At 45.1% G+C, this 14,692-nt stretch carries 17 protein-coding genes and 1 pseudogene; 13 read left to right on the top strand and 5 right to left on the bottom strand.

Features of this window, described 5'->3' with window-relative positions; genetic code table 11:
• Window positions 1–26 precede the first annotated feature (26 nt).
• The 4 genes from BTW01_RS11380 to BTW01_RS11365 all read left to right on the top strand — a co-directional run bounded on the left by BTW01_RS11380 (window position 27) and on the right by BTW01_RS11365 (window position 3,364).
• Complete coding sequence (locus tag BTW01_RS11380; protein WP_162103166.1) at window positions 27–707, top strand: response regulator transcription factor; 681 nt, start codon at window positions 27–29, stop codon at window positions 705–707.
• A 1-nt stretch (window position 708) separates the two neighbouring features.
• Complete coding sequence (locus tag BTW01_RS11375) at window positions 709–1,644, top strand: HAMP domain-containing histidine kinase (protein ID WP_162103093.1); 936 nt, start codon at window positions 709–711, stop codon at window positions 1,642–1,644.
• A gap of 94 nt (window positions 1,645–1,738) precedes the next feature.
• Window positions 1,739–2,659, top strand: a complete 921-nt coding sequence (locus BTW01_RS11370) for an ABC transporter ATP-binding protein (RefSeq protein WP_162103092.1) — start codon at window positions 1,739–1,741, stop codon at window positions 2,657–2,659.
• An 18-nt stretch (window positions 2,660–2,677) separates the two neighbouring features.
• A complete protein-coding gene (locus tag BTW01_RS11365; RefSeq protein ID WP_162103165.1) occupies window positions 2,678–3,364 on the top strand; it encodes an ABC transporter permease in 687 nt (228 codons plus the stop codon).
• On the opposite strand, the pseudogene BTW01_RS11360 reads toward BTW01_RS11365, so the two are convergent.
• Both BTW01_RS11360 and BTW01_RS11355 read right to left on the bottom strand, forming a co-directional pair.
• Window positions 3,325–3,449 (bottom strand): annotated as a pseudogene (locus BTW01_RS11360) (hypothetical protein). The gene BTW01_RS11365 and the pseudogene BTW01_RS11360 overlap by 40 nt on opposite strands.
• Window positions 3,409–3,795, bottom strand: coding sequence for a YndM family protein (locus BTW01_RS11355; RefSeq protein ID WP_162103091.1), 387 nt, complete (start codon window positions 3,793–3,795; stop codon window positions 3,409–3,411). Before BTW01_RS11355 ends, BTW01_RS11360 begins: the two are co-directional and overlap by 41 nt.
• Window positions 3,796–4,229: 434 nt before the next feature.
• Here BTW01_RS11355 and cwlJ point away from each other — a divergent pair, with 434 nt between their 5' ends.
• The 6 genes from cwlJ (at window position 4,230) to tatC (ending at window position 8,532) form a co-directional block, all read left to right on the top strand.
• Window positions 4,230–4,658 carry a cell wall hydrolase CwlJ gene (gene cwlJ, locus BTW01_RS11350; RefSeq protein WP_162103090.1) on the top strand — a complete coding sequence of 143 codons (429 nt, stop codon included), beginning with the start codon at window positions 4,230–4,232 and terminating at the stop codon, window positions 4,656–4,658.
• Between the two features lie 107 nt (window positions 4,659–4,765).
• Complete coding sequence (locus BTW01_RS11345) at window positions 4,766–5,497, top strand: vWA domain-containing protein (protein WP_162103089.1); 732 nt, start codon at window positions 4,766–4,768, stop codon at window positions 5,495–5,497.
• 88 nt (window positions 5,498–5,585) lie between these two features.
• Entirely contained in the window at window positions 5,586–5,753 is a 168-nt protein-coding gene (locus tag BTW01_RS11340) for a hypothetical protein (protein WP_162103088.1), read from the top strand.
• A gap of 18 nt (window positions 5,754–5,771) precedes the next feature.
• Window positions 5,772–7,523, top strand: a complete 1,752-nt coding sequence (gene phoD / locus BTW01_RS11335) for an alkaline phosphatase PhoD (protein WP_162103087.1) — start codon at window positions 5,772–5,774, stop codon at window positions 7,521–7,523.
• 12 nt (window positions 7,524–7,535) lie between these two features.
• Window positions 7,536–7,748, top strand: a complete 213-nt coding sequence (gene tatAD, locus BTW01_RS11330; RefSeq protein ID WP_003223835.1) for a sec-independent protein translocase protein TatAD — start codon at window positions 7,536–7,538, stop codon at window positions 7,746–7,748.
• Between the two features lie 58 nt (window positions 7,749–7,806).
• On the top strand, window positions 7,807–8,532 hold the full coding sequence (gene tatC / locus BTW01_RS11325; protein ID WP_162103086.1) for a twin-arginine translocase subunit TatC: 726 nt from the start codon (window positions 7,807–7,809) through the stop codon (window positions 8,530–8,532).
• Here tatC and pcp read toward each other — a convergent pair.
• Complete coding sequence (gene pcp, locus BTW01_RS11320; RefSeq protein ID WP_162103085.1) at window positions 8,529–9,176, bottom strand: pyroglutamyl-peptidase I; 648 nt, start codon at window positions 9,174–9,176, stop codon at window positions 8,529–8,531. The genes tatC and pcp overlap by 4 nt on opposite strands.
• 78 nt (window positions 9,177–9,254) lie before the next feature.
• Here pcp and BTW01_RS11315 point away from each other — a divergent pair, with 78 nt between their 5' ends.
• Window positions 9,255–10,364 (top strand): aminotransferase class V-fold PLP-dependent enzyme, encoded by a 1,110-nt coding sequence (locus BTW01_RS11315; RefSeq protein WP_162103084.1) that lies wholly within the window; start codon window positions 9,255–9,257, stop codon window positions 10,362–10,364.
• A gap of 43 nt (window positions 10,365–10,407) precedes the next feature.
• Here BTW01_RS11315 and lmr(B) read toward each other — a convergent pair whose 3' ends face one another.
• On the bottom strand, window positions 10,408–11,844 hold the full coding sequence (gene lmr(B) / locus BTW01_RS11310) for a lincomycin efflux MFS transporter Lmr(B) (protein WP_162103083.1): 1,437 nt from the start codon (window positions 11,842–11,844) through the stop codon (window positions 10,408–10,410).
• 49 nt (window positions 11,845–11,893) lie between these two features.
• Entirely contained in the window at window positions 11,894–12,460 is a 567-nt protein-coding gene (gene lmrA, locus BTW01_RS11305; RefSeq protein ID WP_162103082.1) for a transcriptional regulator LmrA, read from the bottom strand.
• A gap of 212 nt (window positions 12,461–12,672) precedes the next feature.
• Between lmrA and BTW01_RS11300 the strand changes: the two genes are divergently transcribed.
• Window positions 12,673–13,806 carry a type II asparaginase gene (locus BTW01_RS11300; RefSeq protein ID WP_162103081.1) on the top strand — a complete coding sequence of 378 codons (1,134 nt, stop codon included), beginning with the start codon at window positions 12,673–12,675 and terminating at the stop codon, window positions 13,804–13,806.
• A gap of 143 nt (window positions 13,807–13,949) precedes the next feature.
• Complete coding sequence (locus BTW01_RS11295; RefSeq protein WP_162103080.1) at window positions 13,950–14,588, top strand: esterase/lipase family protein; 639 nt, start codon at window positions 13,950–13,952, stop codon at window positions 14,586–14,588.
• Window positions 14,589–14,692 lie beyond the last annotated feature (104 nt).

The following is a 14,692-nucleotide window of genomic DNA, read 5'->3' as shown; positions in this document are numbered from 1 at the left end:
GGTTAGGTGAGAAGATGCAGCGCATATTGCTTGTGGAGGACGATCAATCCATCAGTGAAATGGTGGACCATTATTTAACAAAAGAAGGCTTTGAGATAGTGCACGCTTTCGACGGGGAAGAGGGCGTTCGGTTGTTTCATCAGGGTTCATACGATTTGATTCTTCTTGATATCATGCTTCCGAAGCTTAACGGCATGGATTTTCTGAAAATCGTTAGGGAAAAAAGCAACGTTCCCATATTGATGATTTCAGCAAAAGACGGAGACGTGGACAAGGCGTTGGGACTGGGGTTTGGGGCGGATGATTATATCGCCAAACCGTTTTCGATGATTGAGCTGACAGCCAGGGTGAAAGCCGCGATACGGCGGGCGACGCGATATTCGGCGGAGGAACCGGCAGAGAATAAGATATTCCAAATTCATCAGCTTACGATAGATAGAGACAATGTTTCAGTGGTGAAAAATGGGAAGGCGCTTCAGTTAACGTCAACAGAATGGCAGCTTCTATGCCTATTTGCGGAAAACCCTAAAAAAGTGTTTACGAAAGAACAAATTTACAGTTCCGTCTGGAATGACGAGTACTTTGACGATCAAAACATTATTAACGTACATATGCGGCGGCTCAGAGAAAAAATTGAAGATGATCCCTCGGCACCTCAATATATTAAAACATTATGGGGCATCGGTTATAAATTAGGAGAGTTTTAGCATGACAGTGTTATGGATAGCCATTTTTATCGTTCTGGCGTGTCTGAATGTGATTCAATTCATGGTGAAAAAGAAGCGGGACAGGAACCTGACATACACGGCAGATCAGCTTGGAACCATGTTCAATCAGGGTTCAGCAGGGCGAATTTTACTTCATACAGATGACCAAGCGCTCAAAAACTTGCTTGTTAACATTAATCTTTTTGTTGAGAATCGCAAGCAGATCAGCGCTCAGTTTGCAAAAACCGAGCAATCCATGAAGCGGATGCTGACCAATATGTCGCACGACCTGAAAACGCCGTTAACAGTGATTCTCGGTTATATCGAAACCATTCAAAGCGATTCGAACATGCCGCAGGAGGAGCGAGAAAGATTACTGGAGAAACTGCGCCAGAAAACAAATGAGCTCATTCAGATGATCAATTCTTTTTTTGATCTGGCAAAATTGGAATCTGAAGATAAAGACATTCCAATCACCAAAATACATATAAACGACATATGCAAACGAAATATCCTGCACTATTATGACACTGCTCAATCAAAAGGCTTTCAAGCTGACATCGATATCCCTGATACCCCAGTGTATGTACAAGCGAATGAAGAAGCCTTGAACAGAATCTTGCAAAACCTATTATCCAATGCGATTCAATACGGCGCGGCCGGCAAGTTTATCGGCATGACGCTGTCGTATGACGAGACGACCGTTTCTATTACTGTATGGGACCGCGGAAAAGGGATCAGCGAAACCGACCAGCAGCGTGTGTTTGAGAGGCTGTACACACTTGAAGAGTCCAGAAATAAAGCCTTCCAAGGAAGCGGCCTCGGGTTAACGATCACAAAACGGCTTACAGAAAAAATGGGAGGCTCTATATCCGTTCAAAGTAAGCCGTACGACCGGACTGCGTTTACGATTACATTGAAACGAATGACTTATTAACAAACGTAAGAATTTCTTAAGATTTGAGAAATAAAAATGACAGGACCCGCCGCTACAATAGACAACAGGCAAAGAGAGGGAAGGAGAAACAAAGTTGACTTATATCGTACAAACAAACGGACTGACCAAAACGTATCAAGGCAAAGAGGTTGTCTCCGATGTCAGCATGCATATTAAAAAGGGCGAGATCTACGGCTTTCTCGGCCCGAACGGTGCGGGGAAAACAACCATTATGAAAATGTTGACGAGCCTTGTCAAACCGACAAGCGGTGAAATCAGCATCCTAGGGAATAAGCTCACCCATACATCATACGAGGTGCTGGGGAACATCGGCAGCATGATTGAATATCCGATTTTTTATGAAAACCTAACTGCTGCAGAAAATTTAGACCTGCATTGTGAATACATGGGATACCATAATAAAAACGCTATTCAAGAAGTGCTGGATATGGTGAATTTAAAACAGATTGACAAGAAACCCGTCAAAACATTTTCACTCGGTATGAAGCAGCGCCTAGGAATAGCGCGAGCCATCCTCACGAAACCGGACTTGCTTATTTTAGATGAGCCGGTGAATGGTCTTGATCCTCTTGGTATCAAAAAGATCAGGAAATTGTTCCAAGTGCTGAGTAAAGAGTACGGCATGACGCTGCTGATATCAAGCCACTTGCTGAGTGAAATCGAACAAATTGCAGACACGATCGGGGTTATTCGAGACGGCAGACTGCTTGAAGAGGTTTCAATGGAGGATGTCAGAGGCCAAAACACTGAATACATCGAGCTTGTTACGCCAAATCAGACAAGAGCCTGCTTTGTGCTGGAGAAAGAGCTGCGATTAACCAATTTTAAAATCTTAAATGAGAATACGATTCGGATTTATGAGGCGGCCTCTCAGTCTGCCATTTCCAAAGCGCTGATTTTAAATGATGTAGACATTGAATCAATGAACAAAAAGTATACGTCGCTGGAGGATTATTTTATCAGCTTAATCAACGGCAATGGCATCGGTGCTTAAAGGGGGAGAAAAACGTTGATGAATTTGATCAGAATCGAATTAAAAAAAATGAAGATGGGCTGGTATGTCAGAGGTGCCCTTCTGGCCAACCTGATCATTATAGGGTTTTTATGGCTGATTAGTTATTCTGAAAAAGCAGATGGCGAGGTGTCGTTCCAAAGTACGGAAGAAGCGTTTCTTATTATCGGCACCTTGGTCAGAGCTGTATTTATCGTTTTTGGTGCAGTGCTGATTTCTAAACTGGTGATTTCAGAATATAAAAACAGAACCATTCTTGTGATGTTCACGTACCCGATCAGCCGGAAAAAGCTGCTCGCTGCTAAGCTCATGATTGCGAGCGGGCTGACACTTATCACAATTTTATTATCAAATGTTCTCATAGCCATCGGTTTCTTTGTAATGAACTCAATCTACCATTTCATACCGGGAGAGCTGACTTCTGAAATTATATCTCAGCAGACGATAAAAATGGCGGTTTTCGCTTTTGGCGCCGCTGGCACGAGTTTAGTTCCCATCTATTTTGGGATGCGTAAATACTCGGTACCGGCAACCATCATTTCGTCTGTAGTCATTGTAATGCTCATCAGTTCAACAAGCCCGGGTTTCTCCATTTCATCTGTTGTTTATATCCCATTATCTTTGGCAGCTTTCGGTTTGTTTTTTTCCTACATGGCAATCAGGAACGCAGACAAGCAGGATGCGTAAATAAAGCAGAAAAGACCGATGCACCCAGCACCGGCCTTTTTCTGCTATGAATCTGTTCTTGTTTCAAAGTAATGCTTCTTGCCAATCTCTTTGCTCATCATATAAAAGTGGAAGCAATATTCACCGATGGCCATGGCGATTGCTCCGAATAAAGCCGCCGATGCAACTTCACCGCCAGTCATCCCCATAGAAAGCGGCATGCCCATCAGCCAAATGACGAGAAAGGCCAGACCGAAATCAGCTAAAGTCGCAATCATATTATTCCATCTCGGCAATACGTAGAGGTCGCCCAGCAAATATGAAATAACCCCTAACACAATTGTGATTAAGAGCGTGTCACCAAATGTGAAACCAAAGCCCAAACCAAGCACTAGATACAACACAATAATCGTCATAATACCTTTAATCGCGAGCGCTTTCACATGTGTCATCCAAAGCTCCTCCTCCTGTATTTTGATTGGTTATTTGTATGATTCCTCAAATGCAGAAAGATAAACCTAAATTGTGTTTTTAGAGTCTGTTATTCAAATCGCAGAGACAGACCGCAGAACAAAAGGGCATATCTAACACCGGAAGCTATTTCTCTTTCGATAAGCGCCGTCTGCTTTCAATAAAAGTGGCGTCGTCGTTTGCCTGGCATATGTCCGGCTAAGGAGCATTTTTTCTGCCTGACGGATGGCTAAAAATGAAGCAGATGGCACGCCGCTATTACGTAGAGAATATAGGTTCCAAGCAATGATGCCATCTTTGTTTCTAGGCTTTGTCGCAAATCCGAATGAATAAATTTAAAAACTTCTCCTGTCCCTCCGTCATCACTTTTGAAGTAATGAAATATGATGAAAGGAGATCAAGGGGAGGTGACGTGATGGCGGTCGTGAGAGCAACGAGTGCGGATGTTGATTTGATGGCAAGGCTGCTCAGAGCGGAAGCGGAAGGCGAAGGCAAGCAGGGGATGCTGCTTGTCGGCAACGTGGGAGTGAATCGGCTGCGGGCGAATTGCTCGGACTTTAAAGGCCTCCGCACCATCAGGCAGATGATTTATCAGCCGCATGCGTTTGAGGCGGTTACTCATGGATATTTTTATCAAAGGGCCCGCGATAGCGAGCGAAGTCTGGCGCGCCGGTCGATAAACGGGGAAAGGGTCTGGCCTGCAAAATTTAGTTTGTGGTATTTCAGGCCGGCCGGAAACTGCCCGGCTACGTGGTATGATCAGCCGTTTGTGGCCAGATTCAAGTCGCACTGCTTTTATCAGCCGACAGGGGAAACGTGTGAAAATGTATATAACACATTTTAGAGACAGGACGCCGTTCAAATTGAACGGTGTTTTTCTTTGCCAAGAGATGGGACGGAAAATATTTCTGTGAGATAATCAAATAAAAAAGTGCTGATGGAGATGACAGAATGGCAACAATTGACCTGCAAAAGAAAAGTGTAAAGATCGTCCTGGAAAAAAAGCAATTAACGAAGGTGGTGGCTCGTGTCGGACTTGTGCTTGATATTACCGGTTCGATGAGAACGCTCTATAAAAACGGGACGGTTCAAAACGTGGTGGAGCGGATTTTGGCAGTGGCTGATCAGTTTGATGATGACGGCCTGCTGGATATATGGGTGTATGATAACGAATTTTATCGATTAAAGCCAGTGTCTGAAAAAGACTTTTTAGGCTATGTTGATCGTGAAATTTTAAATAATGACCGCTTGCATAAATTCGGCAGAAATGATGAGCCGCCGGTTATGAAAGATGTGTTGCGCAAATATGTTGCAGAGGAATCGAGTCCATATCCGGCTTTCGTCGTTTTTATTAATGACGGAGGCTGCAAAAAATCGATCAAACCGATCATTGAAGCTTCCTCTGATAAACCGGTGTTCTGGCAGTTTGTCGGCGTTGGAAATGGAAACTTTGATTTTCTCAACAAACTGGATACGTTAGAGGGACGTGTCGTTGATAACACGAGTTTCCTGCATATCGAAGAGATTGACAGTATTTCTGATGATGAGCTTTATGACGCTTTGCTTACTGAATTTCCATTTTGGCTGAAAGAAGCAAAGGAAAAAGGGATTGTAAGAGAACAAAAGCCTTCTGCTGAAAAGCCGAAAAAGAAGAGCTTTTTCAGCCGCTTGTTTTCGAAATAACTGATAAGGCACTGAGTCATTTTGAGAAATGGCTCGGTGTTTTTGTTTTTTTAAGATCATGTGAAGAAAATTAGTCCGAACGGTCGGCTTGCAAACGACAGATTATGCAGAAAACGCGCCATTCAGCCAGCTTTCGGCACGTTTCAGCGGCCGGATTGTGAGGGAAGACCTGTTTCTGATGTTCAACGCTTACAATCGGTTCACACTTCTTCATAGTCCTTTAACAATGGTCTTCTATAATGGAGACGATCAATGAGAAGAGAGGGGATCTTGAATGGCAAACGACAGCCGTTTTGATGAATGGGTACAGAAACTGAAAGAGGAAAGCTTTCGAAACAATACGTTTGACCGCCGCAAATTTATTCAAGGAGCGGGGAAGATAGCAGGACTTTCCCTTGGATTGGCCATTGCTCAGTCAGTTGGTGCATTTGAAGTAAATGCCGCGCCAAAGTTCTCGAGCTATCCGTTTACATTAGGGGTTGCGTCTGGAGATCCGCTTTCTGACAGTGTTGTGCTGTGGACGCGTTTGGCTCCAGATCCGCTGAATGGCGGGGGAATGCCGAATCAGGCGATGCCTGTCAAATGGGAGGTCGCAAAGGATGAGCATTTCCGCAAGATTGTGAGAAAAGGCACTGAAATGGCCAAACCGAATCTCGCTCACTCTGTTCACGTGGAAGCGGACGGGCTTGAGCCGAACAAAGTGTACTATTACCGTTTTAAAACCGGACATGAACTAAGCCCTGTCGGAAAAACAAAAACGCTGCCTGCCCCTGGCGCCAATGTGCCGCAAATGACCTTTGCGTTTGCTTCCTGCCAGCAATATGAGCATGGATTTTATACGGCCTACAAGCATATGGCGAAGGAAAAGCTTGATCTTGTCTTTCATCTCGGTGATTACATATATGAATACGGCCCAAATGAATATGTATCAAAAACAGGAAATGTCCGCACCCATAGCAGTGCGGAAATCTATACGCTGCAAGACTATCGGAACCGCCATGCCCAATACCGTTCTGACGCCAATTTAAAAGCTGCCCATGCGGCATTCCCCTGGGTTGTGACATGGGATGACCATGAAGTTGAAAACAACTATGCCGATAAAATACCGGAAAAAGGACAGTCGGCTGAATCGTTTGTGCTTCGCCGCGCGGCTGCGTATCAGGCGTACTATGAGCATATGCCGCTCCGAATCTCCTCTCTGCCGAATGGTCCGGATATGCAGCTATACAGGCACTTTACGTACGGGAACTTGGCGTCCTTCAATGTGCTTGATACTCGCCAGTACAGGGATGACCAAGCCAATAACGACGGCAATAAGCCGCCTTCTGATGAATCGCGCGACCCGAAACGAACCCTGTTAGGAAAAGAACAGGAGCAGTGGCTCTTCAACAATTTAAGCAGTTCAACAGCCCACTGGAATGTGCTGCCGCAGCAGATTTTCTTTGCAAAGTGGAATTTTGGGACAAGTGCAAGCCCGATATACAGTATGGATTCGTGGGATGGCTACCCGGCTCAGCGTGAGCGGGTCATCAATTTTATTAAAAGTAAAAATCTGAATAACGTTGTCGTGCTGACAGGAGATGTACACGCAAACTGGGCATCTAATCTTCACGTTGACTTTGAGAAGACAAGCTCAAACATTTTTGGGGTGGAATTTGTCGGAACCTCGATCACCTCTGGAGGAAACGGCGCGGATAAACGGGCGGACACAGACAAAATTTTAAAGGAAAACCCGCATATCAAGTTCTTTAATGACTATCGCGGATATGTCCGCTGCACAGTGACGCCTCATCAGTGGAAAGCTGATTATCGAGTCGTGCCATATGTGACAGAACCGGGAGCGGCTATTTCAACACGAGCTTCATTTATTTACCAGAAAGAACAAACCGGGTTGAGAAAGGTGTCATCAACAACAATCCAAGGAGGGGTAAAGCAATCCGATGAGGTCGAAGAGGATCGTTTCTTTGCGCACAACAAAGCTCACGAAAAACAAATGATGAAGAAACGGGCGAAAATTACAAATTAAGGAGTGGAAAATATGTTTTCAAACATTGGAATACCGGGCTTAATTCTGATTTTCGTCATCGCCCTTATTATTTTTGGCCCTTCAAAACTTCCGGAAATCGGGCGTGCCGCCGGACGGACACTGCTGGAATTTAAAAGCGCCACAAAATCACTTGTGTCTGGTGATGAAAAAGAAGAAAAATCAGCTGAGCTGACAGCGGTAAAGCAGGACAAAAACGCGGGCTGAGTTCTGATGAGGCAGACACCGAGTCTGCCTCTTTTTAATGAAAGGAGGGCTTTTTTGAATGGATAAAAAAGAAACCCATCTGATCGGGCATCTTGAAGAGCTTCGCCGCCGGATTATCGTAACGCTCGCAGTATTTTTTCTATTTCTCATCACGGCTTTTTTATTTGTGCAGGACATTTATGACTGGCTGATCAGAGATTTGGACGGAAAGCTGGCTGTGCTTGGGCCGAGTGAAATCCTCTGGGTGTATATGATGCTTTCCGGCATTTGTGCCATTGCGGCTTCCATCCCTGTTGCCGCGTACCAGCTATGGCGTTTCGTTACGCCGGCGCTGACGAAAACGGAGCGCAAGGTGACGCTCATGTACATACCTGGTTTATTTGCATTGTTTTTGGCGGGTATTGCCTTCGGATACTTTGTTTTGTTTCCGATCGTGCTCAGCTTTTTGACTCATTTGTCTTCCGGCCATTTCGAAACGATGTTTACAGCTGACCGCTATTTCAGGTTTATGGTCAATTTGAGCCTTCCGTTCGGCTTTCTGTTTGAAATGCCTCTAGTGGTGATGTTTTTAACAAGGCTGGGCGTCTTGAATCCCTATAGACTGGCCAAATCGAGAAAGCTGTCCTATTTTTTGCTGGTCGTCGTGTCTGTATTAATGACACCGCCTGATTTCATTTCTGATTTTCTAGTCATGATCCCGCTGGTTGCCCTGTTTGAAGTAAGTGTCGCCCTATCGGCATTTGTCTACAAAAAAAGAGTGACAAGTGAAACGGCGGCCGCTTAGTGCAGCGTACCGCCCGGTGACTTCACATCTTTATCATATTGTGCCGCCGTCACAGCGGCGATCCTCAATGCCTGGACAATCGTGTCTAAGCTGAGGCTGGGCGCTGTTTTATCAATGGTTTGCTCCGGAATGTAAGGAATATGAATAAACCCGCCGCGAATGTGAGGAGACGTCTGGCGAATATGATCCATTAAGCCGTAGAACAAATAGTTGCATACAAATGTGCCCGCTGTATAAGAGACAGCGGCTGGTATGCCGTTTTCCTGCATGATCGCGGTCATTCTTTTCACGGGCAGTCCTGTCCAGTAAGCGGCGGGTCCTCGTGGAGAAATCTCTTCATCAATCGGCCGATGTCCTTCGTTATCGGGAATGCGAGCGTCTGCAAGATTGATGGCTACCCGTTCAGGAGTGATTTGCATCCGACCGCCGGCTTGGCCGACACAGATCACGATATCCGGCTGATGCTTCTGAATAGCTTGCCGCAGTGTGTCCAGGGCGGTTCTGAAAGCGGTCGGAATTTGTTCTGCTATGATGATTGCTTCATCTGTTTCCAAGCCATTCAGCCGTTTCGCCGCTTCCCACGATGGATTGATGGTTTCTTTCTCAAAAGGGTCAAAGCCTGTGATCAGCACTTTTTTTCTCATCTTCTCATCTCCTTTTCCTATTATTCTATTGTTTATTTTTGGATTTTTCATCAAAATAATGAAAAGGAGTGAATCACAATGGAGCATTTGCCGCAGCGGTATCGCCAGCTGTTTCCAATCTTGCAGACGCATACGATGCTTGCCAGCTGTTCTCAGAGCGTGTTGGCAGAGCCTGTATCACGGGCGGTGAAAGACTACCATGACAGCCTGCTGCATAGGGGGTCAAACTGGAACGACGCGATTAAAAAAACAGAGAGTGCGAGAAACGAATTTGCAAAGCTGATAGGGGCTGAACCGGATGAGATTGCGATTGTGCCGTCAGTTTCTGATGCGCTGGTTTCCATCGCATCGTCTTTATCTGTATGTAAAAAGAAGCATGCGGTGTATACGGAGATGGATTTTCCGGCGGTGTCTCATATTTGGCAGTCACAATCTGATTATGCTGTATCCGTCATTCCATCAATAGATGGCGCGCTGCCGTTCGAGCAGTATGACACACATATTACGGAAGAAACAGCGCTGACGTGTGTTCCGCACGTTCATTATCGGGATGGTTTTGTTCAAGATATAAAAACGATCGCTGAGATTTCTCGGAGAAAGGGTTCTTTTTTATTTGTTGATGCCTATCAATCAGCGGGGCATATTCCAATTGACGTAAAGGCTTGGGGTGTAGATATGCTGGCGGCAGGTACGCGGAAATATTTGCTTGGCATACCGGGAACGGCGTTTCTTTATGTGAGAAAGGAGCTGGCAGACGAACTGAAGCCGAAAACATCTGCTTGGTTCGGCAGGGAAAATGGGATGCACGCGGCATATGCCGAAGGCGCGAGGCGTTTTCAAACAGGCACGCCTGCTTTTATTAGCGTATATGCAGCGGCAGCGGCTTTATCATTGCTGAATCATATTGGGGTATCTCGTATACGGGATCATGTGAAGACGATTTGTGCCGAAGCAAGTCAATTTGCTGCTGAAAAAGGCCTGCGATTAGCAGCACCTGTGGGTGAGCAGCCGGGCATGGTTGCGATCCGTGATGAGCGGGCATCGGAAACGGCGGAATTGCTGAGAAAGAAAAAAGTGATTTGCGCGCCGCGGGACAATATCATCCGTTTGGCTCCTCACTTTTATAATACGAAGGAGGATTTGCGTTATGCGATTGAGGAAATCGCAGCGGCTGCGATCCGGACGTAAACATACAAAAGCCCCTAAACACAAGGTTAGGGGCTTTTTCATATTAATGATCAACTTTCACCCGCTTCAAGAAGAAAGCGGCAATTAAACCGATGAGCGCGACAATCATTGCAAACACAAACGCGTGCTGAACGCCCGCTGTTAAAGCCTGCGGGATGACTGACGGGTCGGCGGGATTTTTGGCTGTTTTCATATAATCATGCTGGCCTGCAGCCATAATGCTGACCGCAACCGCTGTACCGATAGCGCCAGCCATTTGCTGCAGCGTGTTCATGATAGCGGTGCCGTCTGGGTAAAACTCTCGCGGCAGCTGGTTTAAACCGTTTGTCTGCGCAGGCATCATAATCATAGAGATCCCGATCATCAAGCAGGTGTGCAGGATGATAATCAGCACAGCCGTTGAAGCAGTCGTGACGTTTGAGAAGAGCCAAAGGACAACAGTGACAATCAAAAATCCCGGAATGACAAGCCATTTTGGGCCGTATTTATCGAAGAGTCGACCGGTAACAGGGGACATTAATCCGTTTAAAATACCGCCTGGCAAGAGAATAAGGCCAGAAGCAAATGCCGTCAGGACTAAGCCGCCTTGCAGATACATTGGCAGAAGCAGCATAGATGACAGGATGACCATCATACAAATGAATACCATAATCACACCCAAAATAAACATCGGGTACCTGAACGCACGGAGGTTCATCATTGGCTGCTTCATCGTCAGCTGGCGGATTGAAAATAGGATAAGGCCGACAACACCGACAATCAGTGAGATGATTACAGTCGGGCCTGACCATCCGCCGGAGCCTTCACCCGCGTTGCTGAATCCGAATACAATGCCGCCGAAGCCAATCGTCGACAGAATAATAGATAATACATCAATTTTCGGTTTTGTAATGTCTGATACATTTTGCATGTATGCCATACCGAAAACAAGCGCCAGCACAAGGAACGGAAGAGAAATCCAAAAAATCCAGTGCCAGTTGAGATGCTCCAGAACCAATCCGGAGAATGTCGGGCCGATAGCGGGCGCAAACATGATGACAAGCCCGATTGTTCCCATTGCCGCGCCCCGTTTATGAGGCGGAAAAATCACCAAAATCGTGTTAAACATCAGCGGGAGTAAAAGACCTGTTCCGAGTGCCTGAACGATTCTCGCCGCCAATAAAAATGGGAAGCTTGGCGCAAGCGCCGCAATCAAGGTGCCTAAAATCGAAAAAATAAGTGACACAGTAAAAAGCTGTCTTGTTGTGAACCACTGCAATAGCAGTCCTGATACAGGAACGAGGATACCGAGTACAAGCAGGTAGCCCGTTGTTAACCATTGAACGGTTGCTGCTGTTATGTTCAATTCCTTCATCAGGTCGGTTAAGGCGATGTTCAGCGCTGTTTCACTAAACATGCCGATAAAACCGGCCAACAGCAAGGAAATCATAATCGGCATCACTCTGTATTGCTGAGATGCTTTAGTAGCTGCTGTTTCCAAAAATCATTTCCCCTCTCAATCAACTGAATGTAATATACGCGTCTTATTTTTATCTTTTCAGCAGGTCAGGAATGCAGCTGGAGATATGCAGGAGCGGTGTGCTGTTTTTTGCCGTCAAAGATAAAAGGATACCGCCCTCAATCACGGCATTAATCACAGTGCTGGCTTCCTTAGCATGGCTCTCACTGCAGCCTGTCTGCACAAGCTTTTCCTCGTAAACAGAGGCCCACTCTTTGTAGGCTTCATGGCATGCTTCACGCAACGGTTCGCTTTTCAAGGACGTCTCAGCCGCGAGCAAGCCGACTGGCAAGCCTTCAATGTCTTCTGGACAAGAAAACTGGCAGGAGAGCTCCTTCAAAAAGGCTTGAATGCCTTCCGCTGGATCGGTGTAGGCTTCCATGCAGTCCGCGATTTGCTGGCGGATATATTCCTTCATCTCACTCACTGCTTCGATCGCCAGCTGTTCTTTACCGCCGGGAAAATGGTAGTAAAGAGAGCCTTTAGGCGCGCCGCTTTCCTTTATAATCTGGTTCAGCCCCGTGCCGTAATATCCCTGCAGCTGAAAAAGCCGGGTAGCTGCGGACAGGATTTTCTCACGGGAATCTCCATAACTCATAACATTCCCACCTTACTGAATTGCAATCAAAAATATAGTGACTGGTCTATTATCTTGATTTGCTTATTTATTGTCAAGAGAAATTCAGTGAATAAAAAGACAAAAAAAGAAGAGTATTACAAAAAAACTTAAAGAAAAATTAATATATATTTTGACAGAATAAACAAAATATTTAATAATTAAACATTATAAGGATGTTAGGAGAGAAATAAATGAAAAAACAACGATGTCTCATATTCACTCTTTTTATCGCACTATTATTTGCTTTTACTGGATGCGCACAATCTCCTGAAACAAAAGAATCTCCGAAAGAAAAACCGCAAACACAAAAAGTTTCTTCGGCTTCCGCCTCTGGAAAAAAGGACTTGCCAAACATTAAAATTTTAGCGACAGGAGGCACGATTGCCGGCGCTAATAAATCAAAAACTTCAACCACTGAATATAAAGCAGGTGTCGTCGGCATTGAATCACTGATTGAGGCCGTTCCGGAAATGAAGGACATTGCGAACGTCACCGGCGAGCAGGTTGTCAACGTAGGGAGCACAAATATTGATAATAAAATCTTGCTGAAGCTGGCGAAACGCATCAACAAATTGCTCGCTTCAGATGATGTAGACGGGGTCGTCGTGACCCACGGAACTGATACATTGGAAGAAACAGCTTACTTTTTGAACCTCACTGTGAAAAGCGATAAACCGGTTGTTGTTGTCGGTTCGATGAGACCTTCCACAGCCATCAGCGCTGACGGGCCTTCTAACCTGTACAATGCGGTTAAAGTAGCAGGCACACCTGAGGCTAAAGGAAAAGGGGCACTCGTCGTTCTTAACGACCGAATTGCTTCAGCACGTTATGTCTCAAAAACAAACACAACCACAACGGATACATTTAAAGCAGAGGAAATGGGTTACATCGGAACGATTGCTGATGAAATTTATTTTAATAATGTAATGACCCGCAAGCATACGAAGGACACGGATTTCTCCGTTTCTGATCTTGATCAGCTGCCCCAAGTAGACATTGTCTATGGATACCAAAATGAAGGAAGCTATCTGTTTGACGCTGCTGTGGAAGCCGGAGCAAAAGGGATTGTCTACGCTGGTACAGGAAACGGATCTTTATCTGATGCATCCGAAAAAGGAGCAGTCAGCGCCGTCAAAAAAGGTGTCACTGTTGTGCGTTCATCCCGTACGGGAAATGGAGTCGTAACACCAAACCAAGAGTATGCGAAAAAAGACCTTCTGGCATCGAACTCTTTAAACCCGCAAAAAGCACGAATATTACTGATGCTGGCGCTCACAAAAACAGATGATCCGCAAAAGATCCAAACTTATTTCAATGAATATTAAAGAAAAGAAGGCGAATAGGCCTTCTTTTTTTTGGTATTTTTAGGACCGAAAGTCTCTCTGAAGTAAGGTAAAAATACCCTTTACTTAATGAATTTGGAAATGTAATATAATTGAAGAATTTGTTACAAAAAAAGGAGGAAACTATGACATTTGTAAAAAGTAAGTTCATTGCACTTGTAACAATTTTGACGCTGTCTGTTACATCGCTGTTTGCGCTGCAGCCGTCAGCCAAAGCCGCTGAACACAATCCAGTGGTTATGGTTCACGGTATTGGGGGAGCATCATTCAATTTTGCGGGAATTAAAAGCTATCTCGTATCTCAGGGCTGGTCGCGGGACAAACTGTATGCAGTTGATTTTTGGGACAAGACAGGCACAAATTTAAACAATGGCCCTGTATTATCACGTTTCGTGCAAAAGGTCTTGGATGAAACTGGTGCGAAAAAAGTGGATATTGTCGCTCACAGCATGGGGGGCGCGAACACACTTTATTACATAAAAAAACTGGATGGCGGAAATAAAATTGAAAACGTTGTAACGCTTGGCGGAGCGAACCGTTTGGTGTCAAACAGAGCGCTGCCGGGAACAGATCCGAATCAAAAGATTTTATACACGTCTATTTACAGTTCAGCAGACATGATTGTAATGAACTATATGTCTAACTTGAGAGGGGCAAAAAATGTTCAAATCCATGGTGTTGGTCATATCAGCCTTCTGTACAGCAGCCAAGTCAAAAGCTTGGTTAAAGAAGGACTGAACGGCGGGGGCAAAAATACAAACTAATGAGATATATAACCTTGAAGAAGAGATTCTTCAAGGTTATTCCGCTTTCAGCCTAGCCCCTAAAAGAAGAGTTTAAAGCGATAATAGAAAACAAGACTTAAATC

The sequence above is a fragment of the Bacillus sp. SKDU12 genome, from assembly GCF_010093085.1.
Taxonomy (GTDB): Bacteria; Bacillota; Bacilli; order Bacillales; family Bacillaceae; genus Bacillus; species Bacillus mexicanus.
This window is presented reverse-complemented; position numbering and strand designations above follow the sequence as displayed.